Genomic DNA, 17,115 nt, shown 5'->3' with positions numbered 1-17,115 from the left:
TATATTTTAAAATTAATTTAGTCAGATAGACGGACAATTTAGATTTTTGGCTTCATTTTTAAAATGAAGTAACAGCTCCGATAACTTTATAGCTTTAAGCTTATCAATAAGTTGTTGTTCGATGTCTCTTAAAATACTATCAAGTACTTGGTTTACAGCTACTTCAACGGCACAATTCTCATGTTCTATATCTGTATTGATAGTAAAAAACTCTGTTTGACCAACAGCCATTAAAACATCATATAGAGTGATATTTTCGAGTTCATTGTTTAAAATCCAACCACCATTCGAACCATTCAATGATTTCACATATCCCTCTTTCTTTAGCCCTGCCATTGTTCTACGGACTACAACAGGATTAGTTTCTATCATTTGAGCAATTACTTCAGATGAAAGAGGCTTGTTAGCATATGCCATATGTAGAAGGACATGTAACATTCTGGAAAGGCGACTGTCTTTTCTCACTATTAAACACTTATTTATTAATTTAATAATTATTATAGCTCTAGTTAAGATTTAAAAATCTTGAACTAGAAATAAATCACACTCCTATGTAACATAATGGTGCTTATACGAAATTCAGTTGTAAGCCCCAAATAGAAATGCCCAGTTTCTCCAAAATAAAAAAAGAGCGCTTAAGCGCTCTTTTCAAATTTAATTCAAAACTCAGTCACGAACAAATTCAACAGTACCGTTGCTTAAAGATTTTACACGAGCCAAAGACTCAACACGGTAGCCTTTCTCAATCAGTAGGTCACGACCTGGTTGGAAAGATTTTTCAATCACAATACCGACACCGACAACTTCAGCATTGGCTTGGTGAATAAGGTCAATTAAACCTAAAGCTGCTTGCCCATTTGCCAAGAAGTCATCAATGACTAGCGCTTTGTCATTAGCATTAATGTGCTTGTTTGAAATCGCAATTGTGCTTTCAGTTTGCTTAGTGAAAGAGAAAACTTTAGAGCGGTATAAATCATCTTTTAAGGTCAAAGATTGATATTTACGAGCGAAAATGACGGGCACGCCAAGTTCTAAACCTGCCATGATTGCAGGTGCAATACCAGATGCCTCAATGGTAATGATTTTAGTGATACCTGCATCTTTAAAACGAGCAGCAAATTCTTTACCAATTTGTTGCATGAGTACAGGGTCAATTTGATGATTCAAGAAAGCATCAACTTTCAGAACTTGATCAGATAGAACGATACCTTCATTTAAGATTTTCTGTTCTAGTGCGTGCACGGGAGAATCCTCTAAGGGCGGATGCTTTTTCAAGCAAAGGCGTATTTTAAAAAGGCTCTGAAAAAATGCAAGCGAAATTGATCAAATTGATTAATTCGTGGAGCCTTTATACCCAGTTAAGAGCAAACCATACGATGTTTTGCCATCTTGGTGGGAAACTTTTACAGGTGCATAGTCAAGTTTAGGCGCTAACCAAAAAATAGTATCGCGGTTTGGCTTATCGTGTTTCATCACAACTTTAATGGTATCGAACGTTCCATAAGAGGTTTTTACTTTTTCTGAACCCTGTTTTATAAATTTACGTGCTTCAATTTCTTTAGCATCAACAATGGCATAACTAGATTTTAAACCTGAGGCTTTTAGGTCTTCACGCAGTTGTAATTCTGCATTGAGCTCATCCAGAACACCGGCTTTCCATGCAAAAGAGCGTGCTTTATCATCTTTTTGGGTGGAAATGGTTTTAGTGCTTGGGTTGAATTTTATGCTCATGGTGTTGTTATGTACTAAAATTTTACTACTGCGACTAAAGCTATCCGAGACGATCTGGTTACCATTAAGGCTAAAACGGCTGGTTTCAGTGGCAGATGCCATACTACCTGCTTTTGCAGTAAAAACATAAATCCAGTTATTGCCCGACTTGGTTAAATTACGTGTTGCCGACCCCATATTTTTGCCATTATAGCTAAATTGATAACTTGCTTGGAATGGACTCATGGCAAATGCTTGGTTTGAGAAACCAGCAAACAATAGTGTAGCGCTTACACCAGATGCCATCGCAATTGTTTTCCATACATTGTGAGCCATAAGTACAGTCTTCCTATGAAGTTTGAATAAAGTGCAGTTTTTTGCTTGGTTTCTATTATGCACTTTGATTATGAAGATAAAATTCTAAATTCCGTACAATCTGTATCTTTATGTAGTTTTTCTAGGGCTAAAAATACAGATTTTAATTTGGAAAAAAAGTTCAGTTTATTTTTGCTTAATTGGGCTAACTTTGGCTTCAACGAGATCATCATCTATGTCCCAATCATCTACCGGTTCTTCCGACATTTTTCTAAATAAAGCAGTCAAATTGACATTGCCAATAATCACCAATTCAGCTTCACGTAAAACGGCATGGTTAATATGAACTTTGGCTAAAGTGTCGATAATGGAGCGGTTTTTGCCTAACCAGCGATTTAAGTCCAAATACAGTAAATCATCTTTTACTTTAATCACCTTTAATTTTTCAAGAATCATGCCTAAAGGGTCTTTATTTAAGACTTTTTGGTAGAAAAATAAAGCAAAGTTTACTGCAATTTTTTGTAATATATTTTTAAATTTCGCTTCAATTACTGTTGTGTCACTGATTTGTTCAAAAACAATAAGCTGGATATCTTTGTTCATTTCCATCTGAATTAATTTTAAATCGACAGAAAGGGTAATGTATAAACCCTTAACATCGAGTGTGGCATATAAACGCAGCCAGTCATCATGTAAGTCTGCATGCAGGTCTTTGAGCATAGAGACATTGTCGGTGACAAAACGCTGGAAAGTGGCATTGAGAAAAACTTGGGATAATGGGAAATCACGCTCATCTTCAATAAATCCCTCTGCCTTTTGGTACACTTGACGTATACGTTTAGAGATATTGGATATTAGCGTTTGCATATAGAGCATCCTAGCAAGTTAATCTTCTTGGACTTCGATAGGTTTGGTCGAAAGTATTAAAAATACAAGTATTTCATCTTGCAGTTTAGCAAAATTAATTGCACCATTTTCATGATTTTAATTGTATACAGCTTGCTTGTTGACTGAATTCTCGTTTTTGATTCAAAAGTGGAAGCTGTTTTTATTTTATGCTGTTTTATGCAGTTTGGGGAACCAGACATTTTGTTGGTTTAATGTGATGCTTAAGAAAATCAGTTTTACACCTTTAATATATGCATGGTGGAAAGATCCTATTTTTAGCGGCGCAGTTATTTTAGCTGCCGTGCTGCATTTAATTATTTTGACCTTACAATTTGCCATGCCAGAAGAAAGTGATGCGGCAGTCAAAGAAATTGCGGTGACTTTACGTCCGAGTCAGGACAAAGTTGAAAATGCTGATTTTCTTGCGCAGGCAGATCAGCAGGGTTCGGGAACATTCCGTGAAGCACATCGAATGTCGAGCGATATTCCAGCACCAATGCTTGAGCAAAGTGCTGGTGAGAAAGAGCTAGAAAGTTTAGAAAAAATACAACAAAAGCGTGAATTAAGCTTTGATGAGAAAGTCTTAATGACCACCTTAAGCTGGAAAAAGGAAGCAGAACAAAATCAACGTAAAAAAGCGATGCAAGAGCTGAATAGTCAGTTCCAAGCCAAAGCAGCAATGGTGGCAAGTTTAGAAGCGCAATACTTACAACGACAGCAAAATTTTAGTCGTCAGCAAAAAATTAAAACGGTCGATGGGATTCAAGCTAAACAAGATATTTCAGCAGCATATTTAGAAAAATTTCGCCAAAAAGTTGAATTTTACGGCAACCGTTATTATCCGGATGCTGCAAAAGCACAACAATTAGCAGGGGAAGTACGTTTAATGGTTATTCTCAATAAAAGTGGTGGAATTCGTGCCATTCGTTTAATTGATAGTTCAGGGCATAGCTTACTTGATGAGGCGGCAAAAGCATCGGTGCGTAAAGCCGCACCTTTTGGTGCTTTTGATCAAGGCATGAAAGAGATTTCAGAACTTCGTATCGTGCGAACTTGGCGCTTTGACCCAGCAGAAGCTGAATTTGAAGTGAAATAAGCCGAAGTTAAAACAGATTTCATGTCAATTATTCAGCAAGGTGATAAACACCATCTTGGTGTCCACCGAGCCAAGTCACTGCTAAATCTTTGTCATGAATCTCTAAACGGGTTGGGAATATTTCTAAATTTTTGGCATATTGGGATGCTGCTTTCAAACCAATACAGTTGCCATTTTTCCACCATGTTCCTTCGGCATATTGATCTAATGCACCGACGGCAAGATACCATTTAAATTTGCCATTGGGTTCAAGTAAAAGTTCTGAACCAACCTCCATCACACCTTGTAAATAATAATGTCCTGCCCACGTGCTATCTGTAGATTGAAACTTTACTTCCTTACAGGTGGTTTCATTATTGGCATAGAGCTGAGAACTGAAGGGTAAAGTGGAAATAAAGCAGAGTGCAGTAAGCAGTTTTTTCATGAATGTGCCTCTATATTTTGATGTGTTTTTAAAGGTGTTTTTATTTTCTTAAATTGGTTTTTAAATTAACTCGACCAATCGAAATTGATCGAGCGAAATTGATGGGGTTAGGTGTTTGAAATTACTGTTCTTGGTATGGGTTATCAAAACCGAGTTTTTTCAGGATTTCAATTTCTAAAGCTTCCATTTCCTCGGCATCTTGCTCAGACGTTTCATGGTCATAGCCCATTAAATGTAAAGTGCCATGTACCAACATATGGGTGAAATGCTCGATTGGTGTTTTTTGCTGATCTAGAGCTTCTTGTAAAACCACAGGAATGCAAATCACCAAATCGCCAATTGGGAAGGAATCTAAAATTGCCGCCATTTCATCGGGAAGGTCGCTTGGAAAGGACAACACATTGGTCGGTTTGTCTTTACCACGATATTCCAAATTCAGTTGCTGACTTTCAGCATTATCGACACAAGCAATGCCAATTTCGCAGTTACTTTGTGTGGCAATATGACGTAATGAGGTTTCTACAACTTTTTTGAGGTAAGCACGTTTCAGCACCAATTCAGGGGCTTGAAAATTTTGCTGTAGAGAGAGGCTAAGTTTCAAAATGAATCCTTAATTCATCGAATATTTGAGTCAGTCTTGAGCATCAGCAGCTGCATTGTTTTCAGCAATAAGCGCTTCTTGAAGTGCTTTACGTTCTGCACGCGCTTCTGCACTTAGACGGTGTTGTTCACTGTCCCATCCTTCATAAGCTTCGACAATTTTTTGTACCAGCTGATGACGTACCACGTCACGAGAATGGAAACGAGTAATATGAATTTCCTTCACGTTTTCGATCACACGTAAAGCGTGAGCTAAACCTGATTGTTGACCACGTGGTAAATCGACTTGCGTGATGTCGCCAGTAATCACGGCACGTGAACCAAAACCTAAACGGGTCAGAAACATTTTCATCTGTTCAGGTGTGGTGTTTTGCGCCTCATCTAAAATAATGAAAGCATGACTGAGGGTACGACCACGCATATAAGCCAGTGGCGCAACTTCAATCACTTGGCGTTCAATCAGTTTGGCGACTTTTTCAAAACCCAACATTTCGTATAAAGCATCGTAAAGTGGGCGCAAATAGGGATCAATTTTCTGACTTAAATCACCCGGTAAAAAGCCGAGTTTTTCACCTGCTTCAACGGCGGGGCGAACCAGCAGGATACGCTGAATTTCATTACGTTCCAGCATGTCTACAGCAGCGGCAACAGCAAGGTAGGTTTTACCTGTCCCTGCAGGGCCTATACCAAAAGAGATATCACTTTGCAAAATACGTTGTACATAACGTTTTTGGTTTGCACCACGTGGGTTAATCCGACCTTTACGGGTTTGTAACCAAATCTCGTCTAGACCTGCATGTTGCTGATCAGGATCGATGGCTAACTCACGATCAGTCTGACTGCCTTGAATCATCAAATGAATGACATCTGCACTGATTTGTTGAGAAACTTCGGCTTCTTCATGTAAGCGCTGCAATAAAACCTCAGCTCGCTCAACCACATCAATATCACCATCGATAAAAAAACTATCACCACGATGAGAAATTTTTACATCTAAACGTTGTTCGATTTGTTTCAGATGAGCGTTATAAGCACCTAGCATACTTTGTAAACGATCTACTGAAATACCCGGAAAAGCCACTGTACGTCGAATCGATGCAGTCAAGAGATATCCTTTTGGAAAGTTAAATCTATCCGCTTACATTACGCCACGTCAGGTTCAAGATTCAAGAGTTCACCGTAAACAAAATTCAAAGTTTTAATTTCGGTAATTTCGATTTCTGCAAAGCGACCGACCCATGCTGCATCACCAATAAATGAGACATAACGTGTGTTGTCAGCAGTCCCCACCAAAAGGTTTGGATCTTTATCAGAAACATTTTCAATCAGGACACGTTGAATGGTGCCAAGCATCGCATCTGTTTTATCAATGCTTGAACGCTTAATCCATTTTTGAACTTTGCCAAGGCGTTCTTTTTTCACATCTTCAGGCGTGCTGTCTGGTAAGTCAGATGCAGGTGTACCTGGACGTTTTGAATAAATAAAACTATAAGAATGATCGAAATCTAAGTCTTTAATGAATTGATAAGTCTCTTCAAAGTGCGCATCGGTTTCACCTGGGAAGCCAATAATGAAATCTGAAGATAAATGCATGTCTGGGCGAACTTGACGCAGCTTGGCAATTTTATCGATATAAACATCAATGGTGTGATTACGCTTCATGGCTTGCAGAACATCGTTTGAGCCACTTTGTACTGGCAAATGCAGATGTGAAACCATTTGCGGAAGATCACGATAACATTGAATCAGGTCATCGTTAAATTCAAGCGGATGTGAAGTGGTATAGCGTAAACGCCCAATACCCGGAATTTCAGCCACTAAACGTAGTAAATCTGCAAAGGTACAGATATTGCCTTCGAAGGTTTCACCACGGTAGCCATTGACGTTTTGACCTAAAAGCGAAATTTCACGCACGCCTTTTTCAGCCACACCGGCAATTTCAGCCAGTACATCATCCAAAGGACGCGAAACTTCTTCACCACGTGTATAAGGCACCACGCAGAAAGAACAGTATTTTGAACAGCCTTCCATAATCGAAACAAATGCTTTATGACCTTCAACTCGTGGTTCAGGTAAAAAGTCGAATTTTTCGATGTCGGGGAAAGAAATATCCACCAGTTTGATTTTATCTTTCTTTGGTTTTTCAGCTTGTTCGCTATGTTGATCTAACATTTGCGGTAAACGATGCAAGGTTTGTGGGCCAAAAACCATGTCGACATAAGGCGCACGTTTCTGAATATTGTCACCTTCTTGCGAAGCCACACAACCACCGACCCCAATCACCAAATCAGGATTTTTGTCTTTCAGTTTGCGCCAGCGACCCAGCTCAGAAAATACTTTTTCTTGGGCTTTTTCACGAATTGAGCAGGTATTCATCAGTAGAATATCGGCTTCTTTCGGATCTTTGGTCAGCACATAACCGTGTGAGTCGCCTAGAAGGTCTGCCATACGATGACTGTCATACTCATTCATCTGACACCCTTGCGTTTCGATATACAGCTTTTTCACTGATCCGTCGGCTGGGGTGTGCTGTGGCTGGGTAACAGTGTTTTCTGAAGCAGCTTGGGCACTATTTGGAATGAAGGTTTGAACCGTCATGTAGGCTCCTAAAAGATAAATCGAAGAAATCGCAATTTAATCGTCTCATTTCAATTGAGGGTGAGGCGTTTAGCGAGTTGCCTTTTTCCATTTTTTTTCAACACATGTTTGAAACTTAGTCTGGAAAATGAGGGGGACTGGCTAAAATAATTAAAAATTGCGATTTGAATAGAAGAAAGGCGCATATTTTAGCAGGAATTAAATATAAACTTATAGTGATAAATAAGCAGACAAGACAATTGATTTATGAGGCAAAAATGATTGAAAATTAATATTGTCTAATCATAAGGTTACACAACAGAACAGTAGAGTAGTTTAATAATAATTACACTATTTAAAAATGATTAGGTGCGATCAAGGCAACACTAAATGACGGAAGGCAAGCATATGTTCAATCAGTTAATCAATAAAAAACATTATAAAATGCTTGCTGTCGGTTTGGCATCAGTAGGATATGTGTCGGTGACGCATGCAGCAGATGAGCAATTTAATGATGCTTTACGAGCAGCTAACGCTGAAAATATCGAATTGCTACAACAATATCAAGCTTCTATGCAAAATGATACTTTGGGTTATTATCCCGAGTATTGGTCTCTGAATAGCAATTTAGCGCTCCAACCTGCGAGCAATATTATTAATTTTGTCCAGCGTTATCCGCAATCAGCGATGGCTGAAAAATTAGCAGCGGACTATATTGAAGAAAAAGTGAAACAAGCAGATTTTGCCACAGCACAGCCTGTTTTGCAGTATGTGGCCAATGCGGATCAGGCAGAAAGCTGTGCTATGGCTCAGGTACGCGCAAAATCGGGTGATTCTCTGGTTTTTGCTGAATATAAGGATGTTTGGCTAAACACAAATTCACAGCCTGAACCTTGTACAGGTTTAGGGCGCATGATGTTATCTAGCCCTTTAATGACCGAGCAAGACCGGCAGCAACGCCTATGGGGTCAGCTCCGAGCAGGGCAGTCTGGTCAGGCTTTGGCGACGGCACAAACCTTGGGAATGGGCTTATCGTTATCCCAACTTAATCAAATTCAAGCCAATCCGTTAAATTATTTATGGTCTGCACCTAAAGTATCCAATGCTGATCATGCTTATTTAGTCTTTGCGCTGGGGCGTTTAGCTGACAGTGATTTAAATTCGGCAATATCATCGGTGCAACGTGTGGCACAAGGTGCTCCTGTACCAGTGCAAAAAGCCTTATATCGTGCTGTGGGGTATATTGGCGGCACTACGGTAATGAAAAATAACTTCAATCGTGAAGTGCTGAATTATTTAGATGCCAGTTATGGATTGCCATTTAGTGCAGAAGAAGCTGAAATTTATGCCCGTCAAGCCATTCGTTTCAGTAGTTGGGAAAGTTTAATTCGTGCCATTGATGCGATGAGTGTGTCACAAAAACAAGAAGATCGTTGGCAATATTGGTTGGCACGTGCTTCTGAACAGCGCGGAGATGCGAGTTCTAAACGAACTGCACAAGAAATTTTTAAAAAATTGGCACACGGTGATGATTATCATAATTTATTGGCCAAAGATCATTTGGGACAGAGTTACAATAACATTCCAAATAATGCACAACCCTCAAATAGTGATATACAGCGCTTAAGCCAAAATATTCATTTCAGTCGCGCCTTTGCTTTACGCCGTGTTAATGCACCCGACAATTATATTAATCGTGAATGGAATTGGGCAGTACGTCAGGCTTATTTAAAACATGATGATGGTTTACTTCTGGCGGCAGCAAAAAGTGCCACAGATATGGGATGGTACGACCGTGCCATTTATGCGGCAGATCGTACCGAAAATAAACATAATTATAGCTATCGTTATGCCATGCCGCATCAAAGTTATGTGGTTAGCCACAGTCGTAATGCGGGGATCGATCCTGCATGGGCGTATGGTTTGATGCGTCAAGAAAGTCGTTTTGTATCAAATGCACGCTCACATGTGGGAGCGGGTGGTCTGATGCAAATTATGCCAGATACTGCAAAACTCGTGGCACGCCAAATGGGTGAAACCTATAACCCAGCGGCACTAACTGATATGAATACCAATATCCGCTACGGCACCTTTTATTTGTCAATGATTCAGAGTCAACTCAGTAATAGCCCTGTTTTAGCCACCGCAGGTTATAACGCAGGGCCAAACCGAGCGCGTCGTTGGCAACCCGATGTACAACCTATTGCAGCAGATCAATACACTGAAACGATTCCCTTAACAGAGACTCGTGATTATGTGAAACATGTCATGACCAACGCAACGCATTATGGAGTGTTGCTTGGGCAGGGTGCACAATCGATTGAAAAACGCATGAATATCATTCCATTGAAAAATAACCCTTAATCATTTTAATTTTGTTGATAGGTCTGACTTGTTAATGATATTTTTCCAGTATGCAGCAGTTTTAAAAAGGTTGGTACTGTTCGTATTGAGCAGTGCTGGGCTAGGGGTGTTTGCATCTCATGTTTTTGCAGCGCCTGTGCAAGGTTATGTGATGCTGGTACAAATGACACCTGCTGTGTGTTTGTTGGACACTCAAAAATCAAAAAAACGAAAATGTTTAGAAGGCTATTCGCTGAATATTGCTGGTTTGTTTCCTGAAACATCAGAGTCAGAGTGTAAAACGACATCTTCTGCTGCTTTGTCTCCATTGCAAGCGAAAGTTGTGGCACGTGTCATGCCCGATGAAAATGCGCGCGTTCAGCTTTGGCATACGATAGGGGGGTGTATCCCCATGAATGCCAGTCAGTATTTTCGTACTATCATTAATTATGCTGAACGGCTCAAAATCCCTACTGAATTGACCAGCCCTGAAACGCGCTCAATGCATACCGCGAATCTTCGCTTGCAGTTTTTACGTTTAAATCCTACTTTGCCAGTCAATGCGATTAAATTTAATTGCTCAGTTTCACATGGAACACCTATTCTGACTGAGGTAGAACTGTGTTACAAAAATAATGGTCAGTACAAACAATGTCCAGCGACCGTTGAAACGAATTGTCCTGCGTCATTCATAATAAAAAGTTCTTACTAAGCATTTTTTCGCAATTTTATTCATATTTCCCATTATACTTTTGTTGAAATCCATTCTCTTTTACATGCAACTGCCAAAAGATTGGAGTACAATATTTCGCGTTTATGATGATTAGATTAAATGGACTAACTATTTAATCGCATTGAATATCCTCTATTGGAGATAATTAGATGAAGCAAGCAGTTCGTGTTGCCGTTACTGGCGCTGCAGGTCAAATTGGTTACAGCCTATTATTCCGTATCGCAAGCGGCGAAATGTTAGGTAAAGATCAACCAGTTATTTTGCAATTGCTCGAAGTTCCTTTTGAGAAACCTCAAGCTGCGCTTAAAGGCGTAATGATGGAACTTGAAGACTGCGCATTCCCTCTTTTAGAAGGTATGATCGGTACTGATAATCCAGATGTTGCATTCAAGGATGCTGACTACTGCTTACTTGTAGGTTCTCGTCCACGTGGTCCTGGTATGGAACGTGCTGAGCTTTTACAAGAAAATGCTAAGATCTTTACTGTTCAAGGTAAATCAATTAACGACCACGCAAGCCGTGACGTTAAAGTTCTTGTTGTAGGTAACCCTGCGAACACGAATGCTTACATTGCTATGAAATCTGCTCCAGATCTAAATCCAGGTCAATTCACTGCTATGTTACGTCTTGACCACAACCGTGCGCTTAGCCAAGTTGCGGCTAAAACGGGTAAAGCTGTTAAAGACATCAAAAATCTTACAGTTTGGGGCAACCACTCTCCAACAATGTATGCTGACTACCGTTTCGCGACGATCAATGGCGAAAGCGTAAAAGACATGATCAACGACCAAGAATGGAATGCAAACGTATTCCTTCCTACCGTTGGTAAGCGTGGCGCTGCAATCATTGAAGCGCGTGGTTTATCTTCTGCTGCTTCTGCTGCAAATGCTGCAATCGACCATATGCGCGATTGGGCTCTTGGCACAAATGGCGAATGGGTAACGATGGGTATTCCTTCTGACGGTTCTTATGGTATTCCAAAAGACGTTATGTACGGTGTTCCTGTAACGTGTGCAAACGGTCAATACAGCCGTGTTGAAGGCTTAGAAATTGATGCATTCAGCCGTGAACGTATGGATGTGACGCTTGAAGAGTTAGAAGGCGAACGTGCTGCAATTGCTCACTTGTTCAACTAATTGATGTCTGCTTAGGCAGACTTAAAATTAGAAAAAGCACTCCATTCGGGGTGCTTTTTTTATGCCTGAAAATTTAATTTGAACAAAAAATAACATGCTGTGATGCAGTGACAACTGAATTTGCAGAGCTTTCGGTCTAATTTATAAGAAGGTAAACAGGACTTGAGGAGAACCCCTATGTTTGATCAACAGCCAACATTAGAACTTTTTTTTGAACAATTGGGGCTTGACGCGACTCCAGAAGCAATCGATCAGTTTATAGAAACACATCAATTGACTATGGATATTCCTTTGCATAAAGCCTCATTTTGGACACCGTCACAGCATGATTTCATTATCAGCCATTGGAAAAAAGATGATGATTGGGCAATGGTGGTTGATATTTTAAATGAGCAATTACATGTCGAACACCAGCTTTTAGGCTCATGCGAACTGTAAACACAAATTGAAACAACAAACCTAGTTTTATGACTAGGTTTTTTTATCAATATCTTATAAGTTAATTGAATAACAAATGACAGATTAGTTGATAAGGAGGGCGAGATGCTCAATCAAAATACACCATCCTTAGAATTATTGTTTTCACAATTGGGGTTGGCGAATAGCCTAGCAGCCATTGAGCTGTATGTACGTACACATCAATTACCCGCACATCAAAATTTACACGATGCCCCTTTTTGGAATCGGTCACAGCGTGATTTTCTGATTAGTCATTTGGTTCAGGATGATGACTGGGCGATGTGGATTGATGAGTTAAATCAGCAATTACACTTGGATGCATATAAATTGCAGACGGCATAGACTTATATATGCAAACCTATTCTTTCTTCTGGCTTGATATTGAGTGTCTTAATAAGAGATTATCGTTATTCAATAAGTAGTTATTAAATACAATGTATAAAAAACTCCTAATTTAAGGAGTTTTTTATTTCTGAATTTAGTGTAATTTACTTTGAGTTAGCTTCATAAACCAAAGTTCTTCGCGTATGGCTTTAAACGAAGGGTGTTGCTGTAATAACGCTAAATCAAAGTCATCTGTTTTGCGATATTTACTCAGCCAGTGACGTGTCAGCGCAGTTTCATTTTTAGAAATGGATGCATAGGCAAGGAAAAAATAGACATCACTATGCTCATGTTGGCTCAGCGGTTTTAAAATTTGCTGCGTGATTAACGCAAAGCGCTGTTCCTTGGTGATTTCAAAATACAACATATAGGCTTTTGCGAGATGCAAGGACAGATTTAAATACAAAGACATCGGCATTTCTTCATGTTCAATCCGTGCTTGTTCGAGCAGCACCACGGCTTCTTGCAAGAAATGAATCTGCTCTTGGCGCAAATTACTAAAAATCACCAGTTGTAAACGTAAGTCTGCACGTTCTAAAGCGAGGGCAGCTGTATTGTTTTCCAAATACAATTGGTCTGTCTCACCGATACGCTGGATAACTTGTTTTGTATTTTCAAACATTAGCCCATACCTCTTTAATCAATGCTCAGTATATCGGGGCAATACAGCGAATTTAAAGGCAAATCTAGCATCCTGTTTTGCTTATGATCAATATTTAGAATAAGTTTTGACCGCTACGTAACCATGCGGTAATGGATAAACGTTGATGTTTAGCTTGAATCACTTCATGTAATAAGTCACTTTGAAACATCGCAATACGGTTTGGTTTAGGCTGAATGGTATGCCATTGCTCATTTTTATCCTGTAGATGTAACTCTCCACCCCAGTCACCTTGCCAATCTTCATGTAGATAATAAACCGTAGAAATGACCCGATCATTTTTCTTTTGTGGATTGTCGCGGTGCAAAGCATAATATTCTCCTGCGTTATAGCAGGCAAAATGTGCTTCGACTTCTTTGATGCCTAAATAAAAATTTCGATTGAATAGTTGAGCTATTTTTTCTAATGTTTCAATGTGTTGTTGGGCTATTACGAATTCATCGTTAATCCAGAGAATATGATCACTACGGATTTTACTGACAACCCCACTTTGAATAGCAGCATCACGAAAAAGCTTGAGGTTAGCTGTGCATTCTTCAACTAAAGCATGGACATAGTTTTCAGGGTAAGCATTGTCAATAATGGTAAAACCATGTTGATCTAAATCTTCAATAATTTGATCAACATTCCAAGACTTTGGGAGCTGAATAGTATCCATACACATATACTCAAAAATGATATAGAAAAGGGTGGCGTATTCTAGAGCAAGATATCCTGCGGAACGAAACATTTTTTCATGCTAAAATGTCTGTTGATTATAGGAATTAAAGAAACATGAATTACCGTCACCATTTCCATGCAGGCAACTTTGCCGATGTCATGAAGCATGTGTTATTACTGCAACTTTTAACACGTTTAAATGCCAAAGATAAACCTTATCGCTATATCGATACGCATGGTGGTGCGGGTAAATATGATTTATCGACCTCTGCTGCGCAAAAGTCGGGTGAGTTTTTAACGGGTATTCATCGCTTAGTCAAACTTGATGATTCAATTACCCGTAATGCACCTGAAGCGGTTAAGCAATATCTTAAAATTGTTGAAGATATGCGTGCCGGTTCGGGTCAAGGTGCTTATCCTGGTTCACCGTGGTTTGCGCTAGAAGGTATGCGTGATATTGATAAAGCCACTATTTTTGAAATGCAAAAAGAAGTTTTTCAAGAATTGTATTTCAATATTCGTGACCGCCGTGCAGGCTTGCATGAACGTGATGCTTATGAAGGCTTATTAGGTGTTATTCCGCCAAAAGAAAAGCGCGGTTTAGTCATGATTGATCCACCTTACGAGTTGGAACGTAAAGATTTCCCTCAATTAGTCGAGTTGTTGTCGATTGCGCACAAAAAATGGCCGACAGGTGTTTTTGCTGTATGGTATCCAATTAAAGATCGCGCCATGATTGATCGTTTTGAAAAGAAAATGATGAAAACAGGTATTCGTCGTCAATTGGTGTGTGAAATTTGTGTATGGCCAGATGATACGCCAGTGGGCTTAAATGGTTGTGCTTTGCTGGTGATTAATCCACCTTGGAAGTTCTCACAAGATGCTGATGAGGCATTGCAATGGTTATTCCCACATCTACGTATGAGTGAAAATGGCGGACATGCTGCTGTACGTTGGTTGGTTGGCGAATAAGATAGACGTTTAAGAGAGATAGGTTACAGTTAGGATCGATAAGAATGACAAGTATAAACAAACCTGAAAGTGAATCTTCTACCCGTGATGAACATGCATTTGATGGCATCACTTTTGAAGTGGAAGAAGAAGAGCATACCCAAGAGGGACAAAAGGTGAAACGTCGTGGAATCTATCTGTGGCCGAATCTTATTACTACGGCAGCATTGCTGTCGGGCTTTTACTCCATAATCGCGAGTATGAATGGTGATTTTACCCATGCCATTTATGCTATTTTTCTGGCAGCATTACTCGACGGTTTGGATGGTCGTGTTGCTCGAGCGATTGGTGCGCAAAGTGCTTTTGGCGAACAATATGACTCGTTGTCCGACTTACTGGCATTTGGTGTGGCACCCGCTATTTTAATGTATAGCTGGAGTTTGCATGATTTAGGTCGTATCGGTTTGGCATGTTGTTTTGTGTATACCGCTTGTGCTGCATTTCGTTTAGCGCGTTTTAATGTACAAATAGGCGTGGTCGATAAACGTTATTTTATTGGTGTGGCTAGTCCGTTGGCTGCCATTTTAATGATCACCATGGTTTGGGTGGGACGCGACTTCCCTGATATTTTTGATTTACGTGAAGTCAGTGTACAAATTACCAATGCAGTACTTATTGTTGCCGTTGGTTTGTTAATGATTTCCAATATTAAATATTATTCATTTAAAACATTGGATCGTAAACGTGTGCCTTTCGCAGTGTTACCTATCGCCGTGTTTATCTTTGCCGCGATAACATATAATATTCCAGTTGGTATTTTGGTAATTTCGATTATCTATGCACTGTCTGGCTTTGTGACCACATTTATGGCCAGAAAAAATACCACAACATAAAAATGAGATAGTGATACTGAAAATAAAAAGGAGCATGATATGCAGTTGTTTCACGATTTATTGGATCAGTCTAAACAACTCAATCAAGCTCCGTTTCAGGCGCAGTTAGCCTATCATGCGCAAAAAGGTCGATATAAAACGATTCATCAAGGGTTGATTATTCCGAATCTCCCGGCACCTTTGCATTACTTAAATTTTCTGAGCATTATTGGTCAGCCCAATGCCCCGATGCTTCGCAATGAAAGTGCGATTTATTCCACTGCTTTAGATACTGCGACCATTATCACCAGTGTTAGTCCGCATATGGTTGGGCAGTTGAATTCTTATTCAATTAAACAAGAATGTCATTTTCAAAAAGAATACTTCCAATTTGCAGATCGGGAAATGATTTCAGGAAATTTCCCTCATTTCCGTATTCAGCGTAAAGATAAAGAGCTGAGTTTTGATTTATCCATTACCACCAGTAATATTATTTCTTATTTTACCAAGCTACGTATGGGCTTGGCGGATCATTGGTCTTTATTATGTCAATGTGAAGGCGAGATCATTTATAAAGAGCGAAAATTTGAAATTCAGCAAATGGGCTGTTTTGAATATGCACGCTCAATTAACTTTTCATATTTGCCTTTGGCATTTTTTACTTATCAAGTGATTAATCTAAAAAATAATCGTCAGTTGTTATTGGCGCAAGTTCGAGACTCTTTTAACGGCATTTTACAGTCTCGTTTATATTTACGAGATGGCAAGATGGGCATTGCACAAATGTTTGATGAAAATGTCCGCTTTAAAGTACATCGTGTTTATCCAAAGGTGAGAACACCGAATGGACAAATTATGTATCTACCCCGTGAATTTGAATGGGGGTATCAAGGTAAAGATGGCACATGTATTTCTGTACAAGCACAAAGTCGTGGCGATTTTAAATTTGGTTTAGCTGCTGGTTATGTTGGGAGCTTTAAATATCAACTTAAAATTAATCATCATGAAGAAATAGGCGAAAGTGGCTACTGTGAATATATCGATTGTCGCTCATTAACATGGCAAGAAAAAAATAAACAAGAAAAAATGCACGATGAATTTGCCAATTCTGTACCTTTTGCATGCAAAAAATAAGAAAAATGTCATATTTTGTAGAATAAACAAGCAGACGATAAGAAAGTTTTGAAAAAGGGGTTGCGTGGGGATTTTTTTCGCCTATAATGCGTATCCATCGGCGGTGATGTTAAATAAAACCTCTGGTAAATCAATAAGTTGATTGGGTTGTTAAGATTTCGAATGAGATTTT

General features: G+C 39.3%; 19 protein-coding genes. 9 read left to right on the top strand and 10 right to left on the bottom strand.

The annotated features are described in order from the left end of the window. Window positions 1–21: 21 nt before the first annotated feature. The 4 genes from B9T25_RS11725 to B9T25_RS11710 all read right to left on the bottom strand — a co-directional run bounded on the left by B9T25_RS11725 (window position 22) and on the right by B9T25_RS11710 (window position 2,892). Window positions 22–465, bottom strand: coding sequence for an RrF2 family transcriptional regulator (locus B9T25_RS11725; protein ID WP_086188610.1), 444 nt, complete (start codon window positions 463–465; stop codon window positions 22–24). 201 nt (window positions 466–666) lie between these two features. Then, the gene (locus tag B9T25_RS11720; RefSeq protein WP_086188609.1) at window positions 667–1,242 is read right to left on the bottom strand and encodes a xanthine phosphoribosyltransferase; all 576 of its coding nucleotides are present in this window, start codon (window positions 1,240–1,242) and stop codon (window positions 667–669) included. Window positions 1,243–1,332: 90 nt separating this feature from the next. Continuing rightward, window positions 1,333–2,046 carry a DUF3108 domain-containing protein gene (locus B9T25_RS11715; protein ID WP_086188608.1) on the bottom strand — a complete coding sequence of 238 codons (714 nt, stop codon included), beginning with the start codon at window positions 2,044–2,046 and terminating at the stop codon, window positions 1,333–1,335. Between the two features lie 165 nt (window positions 2,047–2,211). Beyond that, window positions 2,212–2,892, bottom strand: a complete 681-nt coding sequence (locus B9T25_RS11710; protein ID WP_086188607.1) for a hypothetical protein — start codon at window positions 2,890–2,892, stop codon at window positions 2,212–2,214. 238 nt (window positions 2,893–3,130) lie between these two features. On the opposite strand from B9T25_RS11710, the gene B9T25_RS11705 reads away from it, so the two are divergent. Further along, window positions 3,131–4,009: an energy transducer TonB gene (locus B9T25_RS11705; RefSeq protein WP_086188606.1), complete on the top strand. Its 879-nt coding sequence runs from the start codon at window positions 3,131–3,133 to the stop codon at window positions 4,007–4,009. 28 nt (window positions 4,010–4,037) lie between these two features. Here B9T25_RS11705 and B9T25_RS11700 read toward each other — a convergent pair whose 3' ends face one another. From B9T25_RS11700 to miaB, 4 genes are all read right to left on the bottom strand, one after another. Next, window positions 4,038–4,433, bottom strand: a complete 396-nt coding sequence (locus B9T25_RS11700) for a hypothetical protein (protein ID WP_086188605.1) — start codon at window positions 4,431–4,433, stop codon at window positions 4,038–4,040. Window positions 4,434–4,554: 121 nt separating this feature from the next. Further along, window positions 4,555–5,034: an rRNA maturation RNase YbeY gene (gene ybeY / locus B9T25_RS11695; protein ID WP_086188604.1), complete on the bottom strand. Its 480-nt coding sequence runs from the start codon at window positions 5,032–5,034 to the stop codon at window positions 4,555–4,557. 30 nt (window positions 5,035–5,064) lie between these two features. Then, the gene (locus B9T25_RS11690; protein ID WP_086188603.1) at window positions 5,065–6,138 is read right to left on the bottom strand and encodes a PhoH family protein; all 1,074 of its coding nucleotides are present in this window, start codon (window positions 6,136–6,138) and stop codon (window positions 5,065–5,067) included. Window positions 6,139–6,176: 38 nt separating this feature from the next. Next, complete coding sequence (miaB, locus tag B9T25_RS11685) at window positions 6,177–7,631, bottom strand: tRNA (N6-isopentenyl adenosine(37)-C2)-methylthiotransferase MiaB (protein ID WP_086188602.1); 1,455 nt, start codon at window positions 7,629–7,631, stop codon at window positions 6,177–6,179. Window positions 7,632–8,054: 423 nt separating this feature from the next. On the opposite strand from miaB, the gene B9T25_RS11680 reads away from it, so the two are divergent. From B9T25_RS11680 to B9T25_RS11660, 5 genes are all read left to right on the top strand, one after another. Beyond that, window positions 8,055–9,974, top strand: coding sequence for a lytic transglycosylase domain-containing protein (locus tag B9T25_RS11680; protein WP_171262780.1), 1,920 nt, complete (start codon window positions 8,055–8,057; stop codon window positions 9,972–9,974). Between the two features lie 34 nt (window positions 9,975–10,008). After that, window positions 10,009–10,665: a ribonuclease I gene (locus B9T25_RS11675; protein ID WP_086188600.1), complete on the top strand. Its 657-nt coding sequence runs from the start codon at window positions 10,009–10,011 to the stop codon at window positions 10,663–10,665. A gap of 170 nt (window positions 10,666–10,835) precedes the next feature. Next, window positions 10,836–11,822 (top strand): malate dehydrogenase, encoded by a 987-nt coding sequence (locus B9T25_RS11670; protein WP_086188599.1) that lies wholly within the window; start codon window positions 10,836–10,838, stop codon window positions 11,820–11,822. 177 nt (window positions 11,823–11,999) lie between these two features. Continuing rightward, window positions 12,000–12,260, top strand: a complete 261-nt coding sequence (locus B9T25_RS11665) for a DUF2789 family protein (RefSeq protein WP_086188598.1) — start codon at window positions 12,000–12,002, stop codon at window positions 12,258–12,260. A 105-nt stretch (window positions 12,261–12,365) separates the two neighbouring features. Then, window positions 12,366–12,623 (top strand): DUF2789 family protein, encoded by a 258-nt coding sequence (locus tag B9T25_RS11660; protein ID WP_086188597.1) that lies wholly within the window; start codon window positions 12,366–12,368, stop codon window positions 12,621–12,623. 136 nt (window positions 12,624–12,759) lie between these two features. Here B9T25_RS11660 and B9T25_RS11655 read toward each other — a convergent pair whose 3' ends face one another. Together B9T25_RS11655 and B9T25_RS11650 are read right to left on the bottom strand one after the other, a co-directional pair. Further along, window positions 12,760–13,287, bottom strand: coding sequence for a hypothetical protein (locus tag B9T25_RS11655; RefSeq protein ID WP_086188596.1), 528 nt, complete (start codon window positions 13,285–13,287; stop codon window positions 12,760–12,762). A 94-nt stretch (window positions 13,288–13,381) separates the two neighbouring features. Then, complete coding sequence (locus B9T25_RS11650) at window positions 13,382–13,984, bottom strand: 2OG-Fe(II) oxygenase (RefSeq protein WP_086188595.1); 603 nt, start codon at window positions 13,982–13,984, stop codon at window positions 13,382–13,384. A gap of 116 nt (window positions 13,985–14,100) precedes the next feature. On the opposite strand from B9T25_RS11650, the gene B9T25_RS11645 reads away from it, so the two are divergent. The 3 genes from B9T25_RS11645 to B9T25_RS11635 are packed head-to-tail and all read left to right on the top strand — an operon-like array spanning window position 14,101 to window position 16,943. Further along, the gene (locus tag B9T25_RS11645; protein ID WP_086188594.1) at window positions 14,101–14,958 is read left to right on the top strand and encodes a 23S rRNA (adenine(2030)-N(6))-methyltransferase RlmJ; all 858 of its coding nucleotides are present in this window, start codon (window positions 14,101–14,103) and stop codon (window positions 14,956–14,958) included. Between the two features lie 44 nt (window positions 14,959–15,002). After that, window positions 15,003–15,830, top strand: a complete 828-nt coding sequence (pssA, locus tag B9T25_RS11640) for a CDP-diacylglycerol--serine O-phosphatidyltransferase (protein WP_086188593.1) — start codon at window positions 15,003–15,005, stop codon at window positions 15,828–15,830. Window positions 15,831–15,869: 39 nt separating this feature from the next. Continuing rightward, on the top strand, window positions 15,870–16,943 hold the full coding sequence (locus B9T25_RS11635) for a DUF6670 family protein (RefSeq protein ID WP_086188592.1): 1,074 nt from the start codon (window positions 15,870–15,872) through the stop codon (window positions 16,941–16,943). The last annotated feature ends 172 nt before the right edge of the window (window positions 16,944–17,115 follow it).

It is taken from the genome of Acinetobacter sp. ANC 4470 (assembly GCF_002135335.1).
GTDB lineage: Bacteria > Pseudomonadota > Gammaproteobacteria > Pseudomonadales > Moraxellaceae > Acinetobacter.
This window is presented reverse-complemented; position numbering and strand designations above follow the sequence as displayed.